Origin of the sequence: Pedobacter sp. SL55 (genome assembly GCF_026625705.1) — a bacterium.
Classification (GTDB): Bacteria; Bacteroidota; Bacteroidia; order Sphingobacteriales; family Sphingobacteriaceae; genus Pedobacter.
This window is the reverse complement of the sequence record NZ_CP113059.1, coordinates 3,652,089-3,672,865: the sequence shown is the minus strand read 5'-3', so window position 1 is coordinate 3,672,865 and position 20,777 is coordinate 3,652,089. Positions and strand designations below refer to the sequence as shown.

The 20,777-nt window shown below is 37.1% G+C and carries 15 protein-coding genes, 1 tRNA gene and 1 other RNA gene; 6 read left to right on the top strand and 11 right to left on the bottom strand.

Annotated features, from left to right (window positions below; translation table 11 throughout):
* Positions 1 to 54: 54 nt before the first annotated feature.
* Entirely contained in the window at positions 55 to 744 is a 690-nt protein-coding gene (locus OVA16_RS16395; RefSeq protein ID WP_420712328.1) for an NUDIX hydrolase, read from the top strand.
* A 289-nt stretch (positions 745 to 1,033) separates the two neighbouring features.
* Here OVA16_RS16395 and OVA16_RS16390 read toward each other — a convergent pair whose 3' ends face one another.
* Complete coding sequence (locus tag OVA16_RS16390) at positions 1,034 to 3,970, bottom strand: M16 family metallopeptidase (RefSeq protein ID WP_267761619.1); 2,937 nt, start codon at positions 3,968 to 3,970, stop codon at positions 1,034 to 1,036.
* A gap of 192 nt (positions 3,971 to 4,162) precedes the next feature.
* Here OVA16_RS16390 and surE point away from each other — a divergent pair, with 192 nt between their 5' ends.
* The 4 genes from surE (at position 4,163) to OVA16_RS16370 (ending at position 6,764) form a co-directional block, all read left to right on the top strand.
* Complete coding sequence (gene surE, locus OVA16_RS16385; protein WP_267761616.1) at positions 4,163 to 4,984, top strand: 5'/3'-nucleotidase SurE; 822 nt, start codon at positions 4,163 to 4,165, stop codon at positions 4,982 to 4,984.
* A gap of 1 nt (position 4,985) precedes the next feature.
* Positions 4,986 to 5,267 (top strand): stationary phase survival protein SurE, encoded by a 282-nt coding sequence (locus OVA16_RS16380; protein ID WP_267761614.1) that lies wholly within the window; start codon positions 4,986 to 4,988, stop codon positions 5,265 to 5,267.
* A 118-nt stretch (positions 5,268 to 5,385) separates the two neighbouring features.
* Positions 5,386 to 6,492, top strand: coding sequence for a lipid-A-disaccharide synthase (gene lpxB / locus OVA16_RS16375; RefSeq protein ID WP_267761612.1), 1,107 nt, complete (start codon positions 5,386 to 5,388; stop codon positions 6,490 to 6,492).
* 198 nt (positions 6,493 to 6,690) lie between these two features.
* Positions 6,691 to 6,764, top strand: a tRNA-Ala gene (locus tag OVA16_RS16370).
* 309 nt (positions 6,765 to 7,073) lie between these two features.
* On the opposite strand, the gene ssrA is transcribed toward OVA16_RS16370, so the two are convergent.
* From ssrA to OVA16_RS16355, 3 genes are all read right to left on the bottom strand, one after another.
* Positions 7,074 to 7,443: a transfer-messenger RNA gene (ssrA, locus tag OVA16_RS16365) on the bottom strand.
* A gap of 273 nt (positions 7,444 to 7,716) precedes the next feature.
* Positions 7,717 to 8,913, bottom strand: coding sequence for a pyridoxal phosphate-dependent aminotransferase (locus OVA16_RS16360; RefSeq protein ID WP_267761609.1), 1,197 nt, complete (start codon positions 8,911 to 8,913; stop codon positions 7,717 to 7,719).
* 126 nt (positions 8,914 to 9,039) lie between these two features.
* A complete protein-coding gene (locus OVA16_RS16355) occupies positions 9,040 to 9,417 on the bottom strand; it encodes a DUF1573 domain-containing protein (protein ID WP_324288432.1) in 378 nt (125 codons plus the stop codon).
* A gap of 141 nt (positions 9,418 to 9,558) precedes the next feature.
* Between OVA16_RS16355 and OVA16_RS16350 the strand changes: the two genes are divergently transcribed.
* The gene (locus OVA16_RS16350; RefSeq protein WP_267761606.1) at positions 9,559 to 11,982 is read left to right on the top strand and encodes an alpha-ketoacid dehydrogenase subunit alpha/beta; all 2,424 of its coding nucleotides are present in this window, start codon (positions 9,559 to 9,561) and stop codon (positions 11,980 to 11,982) included.
* Between the two features lie 973 nt (positions 11,983 to 12,955).
* On the opposite strand, the gene OVA16_RS16345 is transcribed toward OVA16_RS16350, so the two are convergent.
* The 7 genes from OVA16_RS16345 to aroA all read right to left on the bottom strand — a co-directional run bounded on the left by OVA16_RS16345 (position 12,956) and on the right by aroA (position 20,689).
* The gene (locus OVA16_RS16345) at positions 12,956 to 13,513 is read right to left on the bottom strand and encodes a hypothetical protein (RefSeq protein WP_267761604.1); all 558 of its coding nucleotides are present in this window, start codon (positions 13,511 to 13,513) and stop codon (positions 12,956 to 12,958) included.
* Positions 13,514 to 13,820: 307 nt separating this feature from the next.
* The gene (locus OVA16_RS16340; RefSeq protein ID WP_267761601.1) at positions 13,821 to 14,432 is read right to left on the bottom strand and encodes a tetratricopeptide repeat protein; all 612 of its coding nucleotides are present in this window, start codon (positions 14,430 to 14,432) and stop codon (positions 13,821 to 13,823) included.
* Entirely contained in the window at positions 14,429 to 14,794 is a 366-nt protein-coding gene (locus OVA16_RS16335; RefSeq protein ID WP_267761599.1) for a hypothetical protein, read from the bottom strand. Before OVA16_RS16335 ends, OVA16_RS16340 begins: the two co-directional genes overlap by 4 nt.
* A gap of 31 nt (positions 14,795 to 14,825) precedes the next feature.
* Positions 14,826 to 16,928, bottom strand: coding sequence for a tetratricopeptide repeat protein (locus OVA16_RS16330; RefSeq protein WP_267761597.1), 2,103 nt, complete (start codon positions 16,926 to 16,928; stop codon positions 14,826 to 14,828).
* A 59-nt stretch (positions 16,929 to 16,987) separates the two neighbouring features.
* On the bottom strand, positions 16,988 to 18,031 hold the full coding sequence (locus OVA16_RS16325; protein WP_267761595.1) for a hypothetical protein: 1,044 nt from the start codon (positions 18,029 to 18,031) through the stop codon (positions 16,988 to 16,990).
* Between the two features lie 162 nt (positions 18,032 to 18,193).
* A complete protein-coding gene (gene aroC / locus OVA16_RS16320; protein ID WP_267761593.1) occupies positions 18,194 to 19,291 on the bottom strand; it encodes a chorismate synthase in 1,098 nt (365 codons plus the stop codon).
* Between the two features lie 129 nt (positions 19,292 to 19,420).
* Entirely contained in the window at positions 19,421 to 20,689 is a 1,269-nt protein-coding gene (gene aroA, locus OVA16_RS16315; protein WP_267761591.1) for a 3-phosphoshikimate 1-carboxyvinyltransferase, read from the bottom strand.
* Positions 20,690 to 20,777 lie beyond the last annotated feature (88 nt).

Genomic DNA, 20,777 nt, shown 5'->3' with positions numbered 1-20,777 from the left:
ACGAAATAAGTGTCTTTATTTTGTTTCAAATTTTAAACTTTTAAAACCTCAGTTTTGATAGAAAATACCCCCGGTTTCGATTTTGCAGTCTCTATAGATTGTGTGCTTTTCGGTTTTGATGGTACAGAATTAAAAATCTTGCTCATTGAGCGTAACGAAGATCCATTTAAAGATTGGTGGGCTTTGCCTGGTAATTTGGTTGGCAAAGACGAAAGTGTAGACCAATCGGCGCAACGTATCTTAAAAGAGCTTACGGGCTTGGGCGATATCTACATGGAGCAATATTATGCTTTTGGCGATGTAGATAGGCATCCCCAAGGTAGGGTAATCTCGGTAGCCTACTATGCCATGTTAAGGTTAGGAGGAGATAAACCTTTGAAGCCTTTAAGTAGCTACGCTAAAAAAGCACAATGGGTAAATGTGGCTACACTGCCAAAATTGGCTTTTGATCATCAGCATATTTTAAACAAAGGTTTAGAAAAAATTAAGCGCAGAATTAAACACCTGCCTTTAGCTTTCGAGTTGTTGCCGGAGAAATTTACGCTTACCCAAGTGCAAAGTGTTTATGAGTTAATTTTGGGCAAAAAGCTAGATAAACGTAATTTCAGGAAAAAGATTTTAAGCTTTAAGGTACTGAAAGAGCTGGAAGAAAAACAGCGAGGCGTTTCTTTTAGGGCAGCTACTTTGTATAAGTTCGATAAACGTAAGTACAACAAGCTTTTTGGTAAAGAGATTTCTTTTTAAGAGTCTTCAGGTATCAGGCGTAAAGTGGCTTTGATGCTTTAATTTTAATCAACTTTATTATAGGCTGGGTTTAATATCCAGCCTATTTTTTTATTTAGCTGATAAATTAAAGGTATTCGAAACCTATTATTTGTTAGCGGGAACGCCGACAAAGTCAGTTTAAACATTTTCGTCCTCGCCAATGTGGCATAAGCCAGAACATCAATTTAGAAAATTAAAAACCCCCAATAGCATTTAAACTTTTGGGGGTTTGGAGCTCTTTACAGCACCTAAGTAATTAGTGATATGCTTAGTAACCGAAAATCTCTTCTAAAGTTAAGGTTTTAACGGCACCAAATTTAGCCATATCTTCTTGTTTCACTCTTTTATCTGAAGCCACAATTAAATAAGTATAAGGCTTGTTAGCTATTTTTTGTTGATGAAAAGTGTTGATGTTATCAAAAGTGATTGGCTTAATTTCTTTGTATCTATCTATTCTAGAATCGTAATTATAACTTAACTTTTTATCGGCAAAATAGTAACCAAAAATAGCATCTTTCAACACCCTGTCTGATTCGTAATTGGCCAATAAATTAGTTTTAGCGCCTTCAAATGTTTTCTCGCTTTTAGGCAATACATTTAAAAGTTCGTTCATGCCGGCAACTGCATCGTTCATTTTATCTGCTTGGCTACCCACGTAAGCTACCATGCTGTATTGCTTATCTGCTCTATCTGGCGATGCATAGGTAGCGAAAGTAGAATAAGCCAATGCTTTAGACTCTCTAATGGTTTGGAAAACTACCGAACCCATGCCACCGCCAAAGTAGTTGTTAAATACTTCTATATTTGCACCATCTGCTTTGTTGTATAAACCTGTATTTCTTAACCAACGTATTTCTGATTGTACCATATCGTAATTGGCAAAGTAAACTTTGTTAGAGTCTTGCACGGTATAGGTGTAGGTTTTAGCTGGTGCAGCTGGCGTAAATTCTTTAGGCAAAGCATGCGCCTTTTGGATGTTCGCTGTAAACGCCGCTAAATCTTTAGGTCCATAGTAGGTAATTACATGCTCGTAGTTGTTTAAGTTTTTAAGGGTGTAAATTAAATCTTCTGCTTTAATGTTCTTTACATCTTCGTTACTTAAAACATTGTTAAAAGGATTTAAACTGCCGTATTGTGCATAGGAAGTTAAGCCATTCATAATGGCACCTTTGTTTAGTTTGGCATTCTCTCTAGATTTTAAGATGCTGCTTTTCAGCTCTGCCAATGCTTTTTCGTTTGCTTTTACATTGGCAAAAATGTGCTCAACCAAAGCTACTGCTTTATCAAAGTTCTCTTGCAAACCACTAACGTTAATGGTGGTAGTTTCTGTACCAACATTTAAACTGTAAGTACAAGCAATGTTGTAAAACTGCTTGCTTAGTTCTTCGGCAGTATATTTATCAGTACTTAAGAAAGGCAAATACGAGGCTGCATATTGCAACAGCTTGTAGTTGTTAGTACCCATATTAAAACGGTAACTCATTCTAAAGATAGCGTTTTCTGTATTTTTAATAGTCATTACTTCTGCAATGCCCGATTTGCCAAAAGTGATGTCTTTTTGGTAGTCTAAAAACTTAGGCGCAATTGGCTTAATTGGGGCTTCTAAAATATTTTTTACAAACGGAGAAGTAAGGCCAGCGTTAGCATTGATAGGTGTGATAGCTGGTTTTTCTACCTTAATGGTATTTTTGTCTTCGCCTTTGTGTTTGTAACCAATTACGTAGTTGTCTTTAAAGAAAGTTTTAGCAAAAGCTACTACCTGTGCTTTGGTAATTTTAGCAGTTTCATCTAATTCTGCTAATGATTTATCCCAGCCAGTACCTCTGTTTAAGATAAATTCATTAGAGAGGTTATCTGTTCTTCTTCCGTTGTTGTCAAAAGCCTGTAAGAAACTGAGTTTTCCATTTGCAACAATAGCCTTTAACAATTCGTCATCAAACTTGCCATCTTTTAAAGCTTGTATTTGCTCCAATAAAAGTTTGGTTACCTCATCTAAACTTTGTCCTTGTTTTGGCTGTGCCGATAAGTTGAACACACCATAATCTTTCATTTGTTGGTAAGAAGCATTTGCTTTCAAAACCTTTTGTTGTTTGTTTAAGTTAATGTCAAACAAACCGGCTTTTCCATTAGTTAAAATACTTCTAATTAGCGAAAGCATTAAACTTTCTTTGGTATTTTGGGCGTATCCGCGATAGTAGATTTCTACAGCTTCGGCACTTGGACCATAAACATCAACTTTTTGGATTTGCGTTAATGGTTTTTCTGGTGCTGGGTTATAAAGGCTAACTGGTTTAGCAATCATATAACTAAAAGCCTTGTCTACTTTCTTGATCATTTCATCTGGGTTTAAATCGCCAGCTAAAATGAGTGCCATGTTGTTAGGTACGTAGTATTTATTATAGTAGTTTCTAATTTCTACCAACGATGGATTTTTTAAATGCTCAATAGTACCAATGGTAGTTTGTTGCCCGTAGTTATGTGTAGGAAACAATTTCGCCATCATTTCTTCATCCAATTTCCAGCTGTCGTTGTCTAAGCCTCTGTTTTTCTCTTCGTAAACAGCCTCTAGCTCGGTGTGGAAAATACGGAAGATCGGGTTGCGGAAACGCTCTGCTTGAATAGCTAAAAACTTATCAGTGGCGTTAGAAGGGAAATCTTCGTTGTAAACGGTCTCTTCGTACCAAGTGTGTGCATTGGTAGAGTTGCCGCCAATGCCTTGCATCATTTTATCATACTCGTTTGCAATAGAGAAGTTAGATGCCTCGCCAGAAACTTTATCTATTTCTTTGTAAATCTCTTTACGTTGCGCTGGGTCGGTGGTTTTGTTATACTTTTCGTACAGCGCATCTATTTTAGCCAATAAAGGTTTCTCTTTTGCCCAATCGGCAGTACCAAATTTATCGGTTCCTTTAAACAAAAGGTGCTCTAAATAATGTGCTAAACCAGTGGCATTTTTAGGGTCGGTATTGCTACCAGCTCTAATGCTCATGCGATACTCAATTTTTGGTTCTTTGTAGTTTGGCGATAAAATTACCGTCAAGCCATTTTTGAGTGTATAGAAACGTGTTTTAGAAGGGTCGTTGGTTACATACTTGTAAGTGTAACCGCCCGCGGTAGCCGTTTTCCACTGGTAAGTGGCCGTTTGGGCTACTAAATTTGAACCTACAAAAAGCAGGCACGCAAATAGTATTAGTTTTATTTTCATGTTGAAATAAGTTATCATTCAAATATACAAAGACAATTATATTTAAGTGATGTTGCACAGAATTAAAAAGTTTGAGTTGGGGCTATTCGCATAAAATCTTGTATTTTTGAGGGTGCGAACTGTAGTGGCTTTTCCAATATGATCTATGTAAATAGACAACAGTCATTCATCCACAAATAAAAAATCATAAAAATGAAAACTAAACCTTCTATATTAGTAGTTAACGATGATGGAATTACCGCAACGGGCATTAAAGCGCTAATTGAGGTAATGAGCGAGATAGGAAATGTGACTGTAGTAGCGCCAGACGGGCCACAATCTGGAATGGGGCACGCCATCGCCATTGGTAAACCTTTGCGGTTTGATAAGGTAAATCTTTATCCGCCAATTGAAATGTACAAATGCTCTGGTACGCCTGTAGATTGTGTTAAATTAGCAGTAAATAAAGTTTTTAAAGGTAAAAAGCCAGATTTATGTGTTTCGGGTATCAACCACGGATTGAATAACTCTATCAATGTAATTTACTCAGGCACCATGTCTGCAGCGGTAGAAGGAGCGATAGAAAAAATTCCATCTATTGGCTTTTCTATGGATGATTTTGCGCAAGATGCCGATTTTTCGCACTGCAAGAAATACATCAAGCAAATTACGGAGCAAGTGTTGGCTAACGGATTACCAGAAGGCACTTTGCTAAATGTAAACTTCCCTAAAGGAGATCAAATTAAAGGAATAAAAATCTGTAGGCAGGCCAATGCCAAATGGGCAGAAGATTTTGACGAGCGCCAAGACCCTTATCGCCGACCATATTATTGGTTAACTGGAGTTTTTGAAAATTATGACAAGGGCGAAGATACTGATGTTTGGGCTTTAGATCATGGTTACGCCTCGGTAGTGCCTGTACAGTTTGATTTAACGGCGCACCATGCCATCCAAATTTTAAATACTTGGGATTTTACCGGGGATGTTGATCAACCTAAAAAAACAGCCGGTGCCGACGGTGCTAATTTAGGATAGGATGGCAAAGCTATTTTATTCCATAAAAAACCATGTGTTGGTTGGCCTGGCCATTGGCTTGGGCAGTCCGTTAATTTTAGGTTCTATTGCTTGGTACCTAATGCACCACACTACTGTGTTTAAAAAAGCAGATTTATTGCTTATTGGTTGCGTAGCGGTTAATTTGGTTTGGGTAAATTACTTCAACAAAATCAATAAAGAAAATATTGGACGAGGAATTGTAAGCGCCACTTTTTTATGTGCCTTTGTTTTCTTTTTCTATAAAATAATGCAGGAAGTTTAGCGTGTTTACTGGTTAATTGTTGATTTGGTTAATCGGTTAGCCGAGAACTTTTTTTCTAAATACTAATCCATTAAGAAGTAATGTCTCGTATCTCACATCTCAATACTCATATCTAGCAATGAAATACTACTTAATAGCAGGCGAGGCTTCTGGCGATTTGCACGGCGCCAATTTAATGAAAGCACTAAAAATAGAGGATTTAGATGCCGAATTTAGGTACTTTGGTGGCGATAAAATGCAGGCCGAAGGAGGAGAGTTGGTAAAGCACTATGCAGATATGGCCTTTATGGGCTTTACCGAGGTATTGTTTAACCTGCGTACCATTTTTAAAAATCTAAAAGCCTGCAAAGCAGATTTATTAGCCTACCAGCCTGATGTATTGGTTTTGATAGATTTTCCAGGTTTTAACTTGAAAATTGCTGAGTTTGCCAAAGAACATGGCATTAAAGTTTGTTATTATATTTCTCCAAAGGTTTGGGCTTGGAACCAAAAGCGGGTACTCAAAATCAAAAGAATTGTTGATCACATGTTCTGTATTTTGCCATTTGAAGTTGCTTTCTACAAAGATTGGGGTATGGAGGTAGATTATGTAGGCAACCCTTTGTTAGATGAGATTTCTGACTTTTCTGCGAATGAAGATTTTAGAGAACAAAATAAACTAACAGCACAACCAATTATTGCGCTTTTGCCTGGAAGTAGAAAACAGGAAATAGAAAGGTTATTGCCTGTGATGTTGAGTGTGATGAACAAATTTGACGATTATCAATTTGTTATAGCCGCTGCTCCAACTTTTACTGCCGAGTATTACCAACAATTTATAGGCGAAAACAACGCCTTATTGGTATTTAACCAAACTTATGATTTACTACACCATGCACATGCTGCCATTGTAGCATCTGGAACTGCAACTTTAGAAACCGCTTTGTTTAATGTGCCGCAAGTGGTGGTTTACAAAGGTGGCACTGTTTCTATTGCTATTGCTAGGTTACTGGTTAAAATTAAGTTTATTTCTTTGGTTAATTTAATTGTAGATAGAAAAATAGTTACCGAGTTAATTCAAGAAGATTGCTCAAAAGAAAAAATAACCACAGAATTAGTTGCCATTATTACTGGAAGTGGAAGAACAAAAATGCTGGTAGGTTATGAAAATTTACACCAATTGATGGGAGAGGCTGGAGCGTCAGAAAAAACGGCAAAATTAATTCTAGGCTACACTAAAAATTAAATAAAATACCCATTTTTAGGTATTGTATGAAGCTATTTCATGTAATAAATTTGAAGAAATTTAGGTTAAGTCGGTAGGGTAATGTTTGTCTATTCTCTACTTAACTATGTTATTGTGTTTGGGAGGACTGGATAGTCTTCCCTTTTTTTATTTTAAATTTGCGTTATTAAGTAAAATATTTACATTTGCCAGCGCAATGGGGGATTAGCTCATTTGGCTAGAGCGCTTGCCTGGCAGGCAAGAGGTGGCCGGTTCGAATCCGGCATTCTCCACATTTAAAAAGCATCTGTTTTAGGTGCTTTTTTTGCGTTTAAAGGAAATTCCTTTTCATTGAATCAGTTTGCCACTAAAGCAAGCAAAATAGAAGTGAAAATAAAAAACTATAAGACCAACAATTATTTGCTTAGTCCACAGGTTTTGTTCTGATCCGACTACAAAGGCCAAGATTGTTGATAAGGTCGACAGCGGCCTGCTTAGCGAAAGTGCAAACTGCTAAAAGTATCATAATTACAATATTTAGTTTTGTATGAAAAAAAAGAAATCCGCGATATTTTTGAAATTTCGCGGATTTTTAATGGATTTTGTGGAGCTGAAGGGAGTCGAACCCTTGTCCAGTTGTGTGATAAATTATGCTTTCTACGTGCTTATTTTCCAATTAATTTTAGAGATGTGCCCAGCTGGAAACCGACCTTGACAACATCCTTAGATACTTTGTTTCGCAATTGTATCGTACCTCTACAAAAGCTAGCGTAGTTATTTCGATGCCTCTAATGCTAACCTAACTATGCGGCAGTTAGCGAGACAAAAGCTTTCTTAATTCTAAATTAAGCAGCTAAGGCGTAGTTATTTTCGCCAATTATTGTTTTGAACGTTCTCTTTAAAGTGCTCTCCGTACAACGCACTGCATGCTTACATATTCAGCGCCACCCTGTCAAATCCAAGAACAGCCCCTTTTTTTAGTAGTCAGTTGTTAGTAATCAGGTATCAGTAAATTCTACCCAACTCCAACCGAACTACAAAAGTACAAATAAAATGCCAATAATTAGTTGTCAGGTATTAGGAGCTAGTAATTAGTTTTTAAAACGATTAATTGTTAAGCATAAAGGGTTAATGGATAGCACAGTACTAAGCAACTATCTAATAATTATATCACATGATTACTGATACCTGATCCCTTGCGCTTAATGACTACTATTACCTAACCACTAATTCCTAGCCACTATGTTAAACTCTTCCCGGATATTGTTGTAAAGCCAGTTCCAAACAATCCATTGCAGCATTTAAGTCATCAACGTTAAGTACATAGGCCATACGCACTTCATTTTTTCCAGAACCTGCCGATGAATAGAAACCTGTAGCTGGTGCCATCATTACCGTAGCGTTGTTGTGCGCAAAACTTTCTAAAATCCACTGGCAAAATTTATCTGCATCATCAATAGGGAATTTAGCTACCACATAAAAAGCACCACCTGGGTTAGGGCAAAAAACGCCATCAATATTGTTTAGTCTGCTTACCAAGGTATCTCTACGCAAAGTATATTCTTTATTTACTGCCTCAAAATAACTGTCTGGTGTATCTACAGCAGCGGCACCAGCAATTTGCTCTACCATACCCGGACTTAAACGAGCTTGTGCAAATTTTAATCCAGAGGCAATTACTTGCTTGTTTTTTGTGATTAGACAGCCTAAACGAGCACCACAAGCACTGTAACGCTTAGAAACCGTATCCATAATCACTACGTTTTCGTCTAAACCATCTAAGTGCATAGGCGAGATAAACTCACGGCCATCATAACAAAACTCACGGTAAGCTTCATCAGAAAATAAGAACAAATCGTATTTTAAGCAAAGTGCTTTTAAAGCTTCTAATTCTTCTTTACTATATAAATATCCTGTTGGGTTATTTGGGTTACAGATAATTATTGCTTTGGTTTTTTCAGTAATTAATTTCTCAAATTCGGCGATAGGAGGCAGGGCGAAACCGTTTTCTATGTAAGATAAAATAGGCTTAACCACTACATTGCTCATGCAAGCAAAACCATTGTAGTTGGCGTAAAATGGTTCTGGAATAATAATTTCATCGCCTTCGTTTACACAAGTTTGCATGGCAATGGTAATAGCTTCCGAGCCACCAACAGTTACCAAAATGTTTTCTGGCGTAATGTTGTAGCCTAATTTGTTATAATATTCGGTAAGTTTCTTTCTATAAGCCAATGTGCCTTCAGATGGCGTGTATGCCCAAACATTAAAATCAATGTTTTTAATGGCATTTAACATTCCTTCTGGGGTTTCAATATCTGGCTGACCGATATTTAAGTGATAAACTTTTTTGCCATCAGCTTTAGCTTTATCGGCAAATGGAGTTAATTTTCTGATTGGCGAAGCGGGCATTTGAACCCCTTTTTCTGATATTTTTGGCATGGCACAAAAATAGAAAAACCCCGTTGCAATAACGAGGTTTTCATTTATTTAATTTTTTTGTTTTGATGGCTGATAAGGATGACTTGCCGCCAAAAAATATTAAAACGTACTATTTAGTGGCATTTGCTACCGTTTCTCCTTTAAGGTAAAGTAAGCTTTGGTAGTGGTTCTGGCGTTTGAAGTTACGGTTACCGCCATATTAAAAGGAAGTGGCGAACCTGATTTTTTTACTGTAACTTTTATGTAACCTTTTTCTCCTTTTTTAACAGGTGTTTGCGTGTACTCGCCAACAGTACAACCACAAGTTGGCTCTACTTTAGAAATGATTAAAGGAGCATCTCCCTCGTTAACAAAATTGAAGGTGTAGCTAACAGCTTGGTCTAGTTTAATCTTTCCAAAGTCGTGAGTTTCAGCCTCAAACTTAAATTCTGCTGGTTTAGTTTGTGCATTTGCGGTAAGGCCTAATCCAACTAGGGCAACAAATAAAAAAAGTAGCTTTTTCATGTGTGTTTATTTTAATTTAGTATCTAACAAATTTAGTGTTTAATAATTCAAAACAAAAAGTATTCCAAATATTATTTGCCTGCATTGATAAGTCAAGTATGGAAAGAATTGTATCTTTGCGACTTAACCAACTTGTAGCTTATGAGATCAGTCGGGAAAGTTATTACCAATGAAATTGATGCATCTGAACTAAGTTTTGATGCTTTTAAAGCCATAGTAATAGATGATTACAGAATTGCCGTAGAAAGTAGGCAGGCGAGCTTATTAGGCCGTAAAGAGGTGCTTACTGGTAAAGCCAAGTTTGGTATTTTTGGCGACGGAAAAGAAGTGCCACAATTGGCTATGGCCAAGGTTTTTAAAAAAGGCGATTGGCGTGCTGGCTACTATAGAGATCAAACTTTTGCCTTTGCTACAGGCATATCTACTATTAAGGAATTTTTTGCCCAATTATACGCAAATCCAGATGTGAATGCAGACCCTGCTTCGGCAGGCCGGCAGATGAATTGCCATTTCGCTACCAGATCATTAAATGATGATGGTACTTGGCGTGATTTAACAGCGGTTAAAAACAGTTCGGCAGATATTTCTACTACAGGCGGACAAATGGCTCGTTTAGTGGGTTTAGCCTATGCTTCTAAACTTTATAAACAAAATAAGGAATTAGATTACCTGAAGAATTTTTCTGTAAACGGAAGCGAAGTTGCTTTTGGTACCATTGGCAACGCTTCTACTTCTGAAGGCGTATTTTTTGAAGCTTTTAATGCTGCTGGCGTATTGCAAATACCAATGGCCATTTCTGTTTGGGACGATGGCTTTGGCATTTCTGTACCTGCAAAATATCAAACCACCAAAGAAAGTATCTCCGAAATTTTAAAAGGTTTTCAACGCCACGAGGGTAGCAAAGGCTATGAGATTTTCAAGGTTAGAGGCTGGGATTATCCCGCTTTATGCGAAACTTATTTGAAAGCTATCGAAATTTGCAGAAATGAACATGTACCTGTTTTAATACACGTTACCGAAGTTACCCAACCGCAAGGCCACTCTACCTCTGGCTCTCACGAACGTTATAAAAGTAAAGAACGCTTGGCTTGGGAAAAAGAACATGATTGCATCACAAAAATGCGAGAATGGATGATCGAATCTGCCATTGCTACTAAAGAAGAACTAGACGAATTAGAGGAAACAGCTAAAAAATATGTTAAAGAAATACAGAAGGAAGCTTGGAATGAGTTTTTGGATGTAATTAAGCAAGAGCAGGCAGATGTGGTACGGATGATCAATAACATGGCTAACGGCAATGCAGGCTTAAGTAAAATTGCTGCTCAGCTAGCTTCAACTCACGATGCCTTACGCAAAGAAGTGGTTTCTGCTGCTAGAAAAGCAATTAGGCAGAGCGTAAACTCGCCATCGGCAGATAGAGATACGCTGATTAAATGGTATGAAAGCAAGATTGAGGTTTATAGCGAGTTGTATAATTCAAAGCTATTTACCGATGGAATTGAAAGCCCTCTTAAAGCTATAGCTATTGCCGCAGAATATGACGAGCAAACCAAGATGTTGGATGGACGAGAAATTTTGAACGCTTGCTTTGATGCTAATTTTGAAAGAGATGCCAGATTAGTGGCTTTTGGGGAAGATTTAGGCGCCATAGGCGATGTTAACCAAGGTTTTGCTGGTTTGCAGGCTAAATATGGCGAAGCTAGGATAAATGATACAGGTATAAGGGAGGCTACTATTGTAGGGCAAGGTATTGGTTTGGCTATGAGAGGGTTAAGGCCAATAGCCGAAATTCAATATTTAGATTACTTATTGTATGCCATTACCGTTCTTAGCGATGATTTAGCCACACTTTCTTACCGTACCAAAGGTGGGCAAAAGGCGCCGCTAATTATCAGAAGTCGTGGCCATAGGTTAGAAGGGATTTGGCATTCGGGTTCGCCAATGGGCATGATTTTAGGTTCGTTGCGTGGAATGCACATTTGTGTACCTCGTAACATGACCCAGGCAGCCGGAATGTATAATACGTTATTTAGGGCTGATGAGCCAGCCTTGGTTATCGAATGTCTAAATGGCTATCGACTTAAAGAAAAGCTCCCTAACAACGTAGGCGAATTTACCGTGCCATTGGGTAAAGCCGAAATGATTAAAGAAGGTAAAGACATCACAGTAGTGAGCTACGGCTCTACCTTGCGCTTGGTAGAAGAAGCTGCAGAAGAATTAGAAAGTTTTGGCATTGCCATAGAAGTAATAGATGTGCAAACGTTGCTTCCTTTTGATTTAGATCAACTTTGTGCTCAATCGCTACAGAAAACTAGCAAACTTTTGGTTGTAGATGAAGATGTGCCAGGAGGAGCCAGTGCATTTATCTTACAGCAAATTTTAGAAGTACAAAAAGGTTATTATTTGTTAGATAGCAAACCTCAAACCTTAACGGCAAAGGCACACCGCCCCCCTTATGGTTCTGATGGCGATTATTTCTCAAAACCTTCTGTAGATGATGTGGTAGAGGCAGCTTATCAAATGATGAACGAAACTAATCCAGACCGATATCCGAAACTCTACTAAAATTATACTGGTAATTAATTAGTAATATCATGAGCTCGATTTTTATCGGGCTCATTTTTTGTTGATATTTTTTTAGCTATTAAAGCTTAGTTTTAATAACATTATTTTGGGTTAAAGCGAGTTTTTAATATCAACTTTGTATTTATATAAATGTTCTTAAGTTGTTTAATTGTATTGTTTTATATGATAAATTTACTAAAATTTCATCTGTTTAGTTTTTAATGAGATTATTTTTAAGTTGATGTATGTACTTATCTAAAATTCATTTCAAATAAGTGAATATTTTACACTTCATATACTGAATAAGTATTTTGGTTTATTAAAATGGTGTTCTCGTACATTGTGTAACAAAAATGTGCTTTAATGGCTTATCTTTGAGAAAAGAATATTAAAAAACTTTTAGCCTCTCATCATGAAGTATTTAAAAAATATTACGTTTTTGAAGTTCTTAGCAGATTTTTCTAACTACGTTTATCAAGATATTGTAAAGCGTAACAGGTTAGTTAAGAGAATGAAAAAGGTATAACACCATTTCTTTAAAAAAATGGTTACTATTTAGCGTGAGTTCGAGTTAAGTGTCTTTACAATTCTTGAGAAATTCGCATTGAACGTATTTTTTTAGCTCGCCGCCGCTGGGCTCTTACTTTTTTTCAGAATTTCTTTATGTTTTTAATTGCCTTCAAGCTTGCTTCGCAGGTTGACCGCAAAAAGTAACAAAACCGGAGTTTACGGAGCTCATCAGCTTTGCTGATAAACTCTCGGTTGCTTATTTATTCAGTGTAGTTTTTTGTTTTTATTGTCTTCATGCTTGCTCCGCAGGTTTCTTTCAAAGAAAGTGCTTTGGCTTATTGCTGCGACCCGAAAAACAAGAGACCGAAAATGAGCTGAACGAAGATTTTAAGCGCTATCGCTAGCAATTAGCATAATTTTCTTATCCCGAACTTACGTTATTTAAGTTTTTATCGACTTTGTTTTATGATTTAAAAATAGCAAGAAATGTTTGCATACCTTGCGGAAATTCGCCTTGTAAATCTACTATAAACACTTTTCCTTGCAGCGTTTTTATTTTAACAAAAGGAGCATTAACCGATGGTATATTGTAAAAATTGCTTTTACCATCATAACTCTTAACATGGCCACAGAAATTAGCTTTGGTATAGGTTTTTGTTTGGTGCTTGCCCCAAATGCTCCAGCTGGTAACTGCTATCATTTGGTTAGGTAAAATAGATAGCATTATAAGGTACTTTCCATGCATCCACAATAAAACTATCATTAGCAAATTGCCGGCAATTATAAAGGCTATCATCCAAAAAATATAAGATAGTTGCGAAGAAAAGTCGGTATTACTTATTTTTCCAGTACAAACCAGATAGTTAATAATGCAGGAGGTTACTAAACTAATGACACTTACAAACCATAGCGCATTTTCACGTTTGCTCTGGTAAACTAAAACTGTGTTTTTTTGATGCCAAATTTCTTTGGCTAATTTATTTTGCTCGTAGGCTAGTTGATGTGGGTTTTGACTTTTCATCTATAAGCTAGGTTTGGCAAGGGTTGGGTTTGTATAGTTTTTTTTGAGGCGGTTTTGATATAATTGTACTAGTCGGTATTTAATGTTTTACTTTAGTTAATCATTGAAAAACAAATAAGCTAAACAATTTACGAAAAACGTTAAGAAGTAAAATCTTTGGGTCATCTCGCAGAAATAAGATTTCTTTAGTTTTTACTTGATAAGCCTCTGTTTCTGTACTTGCTACCAAATTTGCACATAAGCTAAGCTAATATAAATGCCAAATAAAGTAATTCTGTAATTAGTTGCTAGATTGCTTTAGATAGGTTTATTGTATTGTTTTAAGTTTTGATATTGCATTTTCTTCTCCCATTTCTGCTGCTTTTTCGAAATAAAGTTTAGCCTTTTTTTGATCTTGTTGTAATTCGTAACCATTGTAGTACATCTCGGCAAGGTAGTATAAAGACATAGGTTTATTTTTGATAGCGGCTTTGTTTAACCAAACCAATGCTTCTTTATAGCGTTCTTTGATAAAGTAAAAATAGCCCAACAAATCTTCGGCATCGGTATTGCCCTTATCTGCTGCGAGTTTAAAGCAGTTTTCGGCTTCGGTATAGCTATCGTGGTTTTGGTAAATAATACCCAATGCTACCATGGCGTTGGTTTGTCCTTTTGCAATTGCTTTTCTATACCACTTCATTGCTTCTGGGTAATTTTGGTCTATGCCCTGGCCACTTTCGTACATATAGCCTAAATTGTACATGGCATCGGCATTGCCTTTTTGGGCAGCAAGTTTGTACCATTTTAGCGCTTCGTTCCAATTTTGTATTGCACTAGCCTTGTTGGCTTTTGTGTAGGCTGCTTTGGCTGTAATGGGTTTTTGTGCACAAATTTGTAAAGGCAAAAGCAATAGATAAAAAGTAATGATTTTTAAGCTCACTGTTTTTTACGTATTAAAACACCAATAGTTGCATTGATACTGGGTTGCGAAATATGTAAGGTGTCGGTATCAATGTGTATGAGTGTAAATAAAATAGGACTTGTACTATAGGTTGGCTGCCACGCAAGTTGGCCAGTTTGTTCATTTAGTTGGTACGTACCTTTTAATTGTCGCTGTACACTGCTGTATATTAGTGTATCAGCAATAAACACATAACTTTTTTTCTGTTCATTTTCACTTATTTGTTTATTTATAAAATGGCTGAGTTGCCAGTGGGCAAGCAATTGTACTTTTTTTATTTGTGCATTTAACGCAATGCTATATATCGTAAATAATGCCAAAAGCAGTGTTTTTTTTAACATAGTAGATGATTTTAGTTTGTTTTTATTAAAGTTAGTTTGCTACGAGTCCGTTTCCATTACATACCAAGCATTTCTCGTCTACAGACTTGTAAGTGTTATGTGTAGTTGTGGTGGTTATCTTTTTATCGCCACTAATGGTACTTCCGGTTTTATAGGTTACATCTTTTGTGGTGTAAGAGCCAGAAACTACTTGTTTTTGTTGCTTACCCGTACCATTGCAACTTGCACATTTTTTGGTGCCAGTTATTCCTTTAATAATGTTATAATTTTTAAAATCGGTATAGTTAGATAGGGCAGAGGCGTAATAGGTATTATCATTGGTTCTAAAACCAAACGTGTCTCTAAAAACAATGGCTTTTCGCTGGTTATTAATCTCTATTATTGTACCAACGGCTAAAGGTTCGTTCTTTCTGTTTTCCAGAATACCTATTTCGGCTTCTCTTTTTTCAGAAATTGAGGCTTTTCTACTATTTATGGCTAGGTTAAAATAGGCGTTAGATTTGTTTCGATCTATCCTGGTTGGGTTGCTCGCATAAATGCTATAGTAATTTCCTAACATGGTCATACTCTTAACTTGTCCCTTTTGGCAGTTCTTTTCCATTATTTTTATTCCTTTTGCTATTTTATTGGCATCGGTACTGCTAATTAGTCTTACACCGTAGTCGTAAGCCGCATCTAAATTGCCTAAAGCAATTGCTTTGCTGTAGTAGCTTTCTAGTTTCTGCTCGTCTTTGCCACTAAATCTTGCCAAAGTATGATATAGGCCTCCTGGAACATAAAGTTGCTCAAGTTGAAAATTTTTAGGGCCTTTGTAGTTGCTTAATGCTTCTTGGGCTTTAACCTCGTCGAGGTTTCTGATGTAGTGGTAAACCAAATCGTAGAGGGCCTTTTGGTGGTTTTTATTGCTAGCCTGCTGAAGCCACTGTATCCCTTTTTCTGTATTTTTTGGATAATGTTTAGAGCCTTTTAAATAGGCAAGCCCTAAATGATGCATACTGTTTACATTTCCCAAATTAGCCTCTTTTTCTAACGATTTTTCGTGTTCGTCTTTGATTTCTGGGTTGTGAGCTAAAAATGTGGGTTCGTTTTTTAGGCTGTCGTATAATTTTATTGCTTTATTATTGTTTTTTTTAATCCCGAGTTGTAAGTTTTTTATGGTGGTTTGCCAATGGTTGATATTGTAACCAGGTATAGATGCTTTAGCAATTTGAAATTCTAGCTCTCCATCGTTTGGGGTAAATGTACCATTGGTTAAAATTACATAATCTTTGTTGCCGAACTTCATTTTTGCGGTGCCATCGTCGGCAAATTCGCTCATGCTTCTTGGTAAAACTTCGTCAGAAATGATTTTATTTTCTATAGTTAGCAGGCCCGAAAGCGGAACCTCGGAATAGGCATAATCTAATTTGCTGTACATGAATAGTCCTTTACCTTTGTATGTCAGGTAAGTATAATCGAAAGGTATAATGATCTTTTGATTAATGTCTATCAATCCAACTTTTGATTTGAAATTTTGGCGTTTTGATGCCCAAATCAAATTTTTATCGGTATAATTTAGTATCAGTTTATCGTATATATTTGAAGGTATAACTTGATTTAGGTTTTTATCCATCACACCTCTCGAATTGCTAAATAAAGCTAAACCGTTTTCAAAGGCAGAAGGTTCGCCATATATAAAATCGGTTAGTTGTTTGCCTTGTTTATCAAAATAAGCCCATTTTTTTCCATAAATTTCTACTGCAAACATGTTTTCGCCAACGTGGGCCACATTTTGCACCATTTTTTTATCAAGCTTAATCGTGTGTATGTTTTTTCCGTTTTCATCTATAATTTCAACCTTATTTAGTGTAGCTGTAAGCATAAAACCTTGATGAAAGGGCTCTACATCTATGTAGCTAAAGTCTTTTAACTTTTTAACTAATTTTCCCTCTTTATCTACAATTGCATATTCTTTGTTGTAAATATTAATGATGGTTACCGAGCGGTTGTTGTCTTTGATAGGTATTTGCGGATGTAAATGTGGTACAAGTTTTAAGCCTTTAACCGTATCTGTAAGGTTGTTTGGCCGGTTATCATTGGCATGCACTTTATATGCAGTAAGGGCAATTAATAATATCGTTAATAAATTTTTCATACTGGCAGGTTTTACTATGTAGCTAATTATTTCAATATATTAAAAATTTTGGCCACTTCTTATTTGTCGAATACAGTTTTAGGTAAATCGGGTATTTTTTTAGTGGCTTTGTAGAGGCCGTTACTGGTGCCTACCCATAAATAACCGTTATTGTCTATTGATGCGCATTGTAGTTCGCCAAGTAGGTTTTTATGAGTAATCAAGTATTTTCCATCGTAAAACAAACGGTTGGCTTGCGATACGTATACAGCGTGTTTTCCGCTTTGGTCTTGTCCAATATGGTAAACAAAGTCGGCTTTCCAGTACAACGAGAGGTTGAGCCAACTGTTTCCAAAACCTTTATTGCCAGATTGATACGGAGTAAGTACATTGGTCATACCAGAGGGTATATATTCGTAGGTACACAGCGTAGTTATTTCGCTGTTGTTTTTGATGTAAAAACCAGCACAGTGTGATGGCGCCTGTGTAGGTGTATTGTCATTGATACGCGAAAACGAAGGCGTACGACGGATGAAAATTTTACGTCCATCAGGAGTGATGTTGCCAAAAAAACCATTGGTTTTGCTACTGCGGCCAAAGCTGGCATAAACAGAACCATCGCCATTCCAAACCGCACGTTGAAAATCGTGGTTAATGGGGTCGTTTAATTGTGAAAGTGAGGCTTCGGCTGTATAATCTAAGTTTGCTGTGCCATTTTTAGGAGAATTGTAAACCCAAAATTTTGCCCCAAAAGTATAGGGGCCCAAACTAACGCCACCAACAAAGATTTTTTCGCCATCTGGTTTTAAAGCAACGCACTGTACTGTATTTGAAGTTATTTTTATACGTTCTGTCCAAGTAAGGCCATTATCATAAGAAAAAAAAATGCGGTTATCGTTATCTAAAAGGGCAGCATTGCCATCGTTAAAAATAATATCCTTATAACTCCAAGTGCCAGGACTTACAGTAATTTTAGAGAAATCAACTTCTTGCGCCCAAGCTACCATAATTTCTTCGGCGGTAGCTTGCTTTTCTGGTGCTGGATCTGTTTTTTTACTCGGACAACCAATTAATAGTGGGTAAATGAATAATAAGTAATACCATCTTCTCAAAATTTTATTCATATTGTTTTCGATTGTATTTTACAATATAAATTTATGCAATGGTAAAATAATTAAGAATACCCAAAACTACGGATATTGATAAATCGTTTAAAATGCAATAAAACCAAAACCGGTAGAGCGCCAAAATACGATTGATAGCGCTAAGTAAGCTTTTACATTTACTTAAAGTTGAGAAGATTTATTTCTTAAAAAGTGATCTGCCAAAACCAAAGCTGCCATTGCTTCTACAATTACTACAGCCCTTGGCACTACGCATGGGTCATGCCTGCCTTTGCCTTTAATTTCTGATGCTTCGCCAGCTGCATTAATGGTTTGTTGGTTGTGCATAATGGTAGCTACCGGTTTAAAGCCAACTTTAAAAGTAATGTCCATGCCGTTAGAAATGCCACCTAAAATGCCACCAGCATGATTGGTGATGGTTTTAAAACGGTTTTGATCCTGAGTTTTTGGCAATGGCACATCATTATGTTCCGAGCCTCTCAATTCTGTACCCTCAAAGCCAGAACCATATTCAAAACCGTGTACAGCATTGATGCTCAGCATTGCTTTACCTAAATCAGCATGTAGCTTATCGAAAACGGGTTCTCCCAAGCCAGCAGGGCAGCCTTTTATAACACAAGAAACTTTACCACCAATGGTATCGCCATCTTTACGAATGCTATCAATAAACGCTATCATTTCATTTGCCGTAGCTGGGTCTGCACAGCGCACAATGTTGGCTTCTCTTAGTTCTAAAAGTTTAGCAATGTGATCACTTTCTAAATTAGGTGCGTTAATTTTACCTACGGCCGTAACATGAGCAAAAATATCGATGCCATGATGTTTCAATAATAATTTTGCGATTGCACCTGCAGCTACTCTGGCAGCAGTTTCTCTAGCCGAAGAACGGCCTCCGCCACGATGGTCGCGAATGCCATACTTAGCGTCGTAAACGTAATCTGCGTGGCTCGGACGGTAAACATCCACATTGTGGCCATAATCTTTACTGCGTTGATCTTCGTTAGGGATTAGCATGGCAATGGGGGTGCCCGTGCTTTTTCCTTCAAAAGTTCCTGATAAGATTTGTACAGTATCGCTTTCTTTGCGTTGGGTAGTAATTTTAGATTGACCAGGTTTCCTTTTATCTAGTTCCGATTGGATAAAATCTAAATCTATTGTTAAGCCTGCCGGACATCCGTCTAAAATAACACCAATTGCTGTACCGTGAGATTCGCCAAAAGTTGTAATGCGAAAGATTTGTCCGAATGAGTTGCCTGCCATATTTTATTGTTGAATTGCTTTATTGTTAAATTGTTCTAAGGTTGAAAAGTTGTAATGTTTAGACTTCGACATGCTTAGTCTGACAAACTGCTAATTGAAAACTGACAACTTTCTTTTTTCTTTATTCCTTTATCCTTGCTCTTCTACAGAGAAGCCCACTTTCTTCAAGTCTTCCCAAAAATAAGGATAAGATTTTTCAACTACGTTATAGTCTTCAATTTCTAGCTCTTCAATTAGTAAAGCTAGAGGAGCAAAAGCCATGGCCATACGGTGGTCTTCGTAGGTAGCAATGCTCACTTTTTTAGGGAAATGCAGTCCAGAACAATCTAAAGTGTAAACCAAGTTATCTTCATTTAGCTTTACACCAATTTTAGCCAACTCGTTTTGTAATGCAGCAACTCGGTCGGTTTCTTTTATTTTTAAGGTTTCTAAACCTGTAAATGCCATATTTAAGCCTAAAGCGGCTGCCACAACCACAATGGTTTGCGCTAAGTCTGGGCATGTTTTTAAGTCTAAAACTTTGTCGGTGTCTTTTATTGCGCTATCTTTCTTAAAAGCAATTCCGTTATCAGTTTTAGTAGTGCTTAAGCCAAAAATCTCCATAATCTGTTGGATTTGGCTATCGCCTTGTAAACTTTTCTCACGCAAATGCGGAAGACTGATTTGGGCTTCTTTTGCCAAGGCCACAATGCTGTACCAATAAGAGGCAGCACTCCAATCTGGCTCTACAATTAAAGTTGAAGGCTGGAAGGCTTGATGGCTGATAGTGATTAAATTCCCATTCCACTCGTGTGAAATTCCACATTCGGCCAACATGGCCAAAGTCATTTCTACATAAGGTTTAGAAGTTAATTCGCCCACAATTTCTAAAGTTAAACCTTGTGGTAGGGTTGGGGCTAACATCAGCAAAGCCGAAATGTATTGGCTGCTAATATCGCCTTTGATTTTAATACGCGAACTTGCTTGGTTTAACGGGCCATTAATGTTTAAAGGCGGAAATCCTTCTTTTTCTGCATAGCTGATATTTGCGCCAATTTCCTTTAAGGCATCCGCTAAAATCCCGATGGGACGTTGCTTCATGCGTTCGGTTCCTGTTAACAGAAAATTGCCGTTTTTGGCAGAAAGATAGGCTGATAAAAAGCGCATTGCAGTGCCAGCAGGACCAACATCTACTGTTTTAGCACTTTGTCGGTCACTATCGTGTGTATCTAAATCAGACAAGATAGCATTTAAAGTAACGGTGTCGGCAGCGTTGGATAAGTTTTCTACTTTTACCAAATTTTTGCTCAACGATTTAATGATCAGTGCTCTGTTACATTCGCTTTTTGAGCCTGTCAATTGTATTTCCGCTTGTATATTTTGTGTTCCTTTAAAAGAAACAATCGCATTTTTATGCATGGTTTGGTTGGTATTAGGTGGATATAGGATTAAAGTTGTTTTGGTTTGCCGTCATTTCGACGAGGAACGAGGAGAAATCTCCAGCAGA

Coding starts and splice junctions, on each gene's coding strand:
- OVA16_RS16345 (WP_267761604.1), bottom strand. CDS start 13,513: ATGAAAAGTCAAAACCCACATCAACTAGCCTACGAGCAAAATAAATTA.
- OVA16_RS16325 (WP_267761595.1), bottom strand. CDS start 18,031: ATGAATAAAATTTTGAGAAGATGGTATTACTTATTATTCATTTACCCA.
- surE (WP_267761616.1), top strand. CDS start 4,163: ATGAAAACTAAACCTTCTATATTAGTAGTTAACGATGATGGAATTACC.
- OVA16_RS16350 (WP_267761606.1), top strand. CDS start 9,559: ATGAGATCAGTCGGGAAAGTTATTACCAATGAAATTGATGCATCTGAA.
- OVA16_RS16380 (WP_267761614.1), top strand. CDS start 4,986: ATGGCAAAGCTATTTTATTCCATAAAAAACCATGTGTTGGTTGGCCTG.
- OVA16_RS16360 (WP_267761609.1), bottom strand. CDS start 8,913: ATGCCAAAAATATCAGAAAAAGGGGTTCAAATGCCCGCTTCGCCAATC.
- OVA16_RS16335 (WP_267761599.1), bottom strand. CDS start 14,794: ATGTTAAAAAAAACACTGCTTTTGGCATTATTTACGATATATAGCATT.
- OVA16_RS16330 (WP_267761597.1), bottom strand. CDS start 16,928: ATGAAAAATTTATTAACGATATTATTAATTGCCCTTACTGCATATAAA.
- OVA16_RS16355 (WP_324288432.1), bottom strand. CDS start 9,417: ATGAAAAAGCTACTTTTTTTATTTGTTGCCCTAGTTGGATTAGGCCTT.
- aroC (WP_267761593.1), bottom strand. CDS start 19,291: ATGGCAGGCAACTCATTCGGACAAATCTTTCGCATTACAACTTTTGGC.
- OVA16_RS16390 (WP_267761619.1), bottom strand. CDS start 3,970: ATGAAAATAAAACTAATACTATTTGCGTGCCTGCTTTTTGTAGGTTCA.
- aroA (WP_267761591.1), bottom strand. CDS start 20,689: ATGCATAAAAATGCGATTGTTTCTTTTAAAGGAACACAAAATATACAA.
- lpxB (WP_267761612.1), top strand. CDS start 5,386: ATGAAATACTACTTAATAGCAGGCGAGGCTTCTGGCGATTTGCACGGC.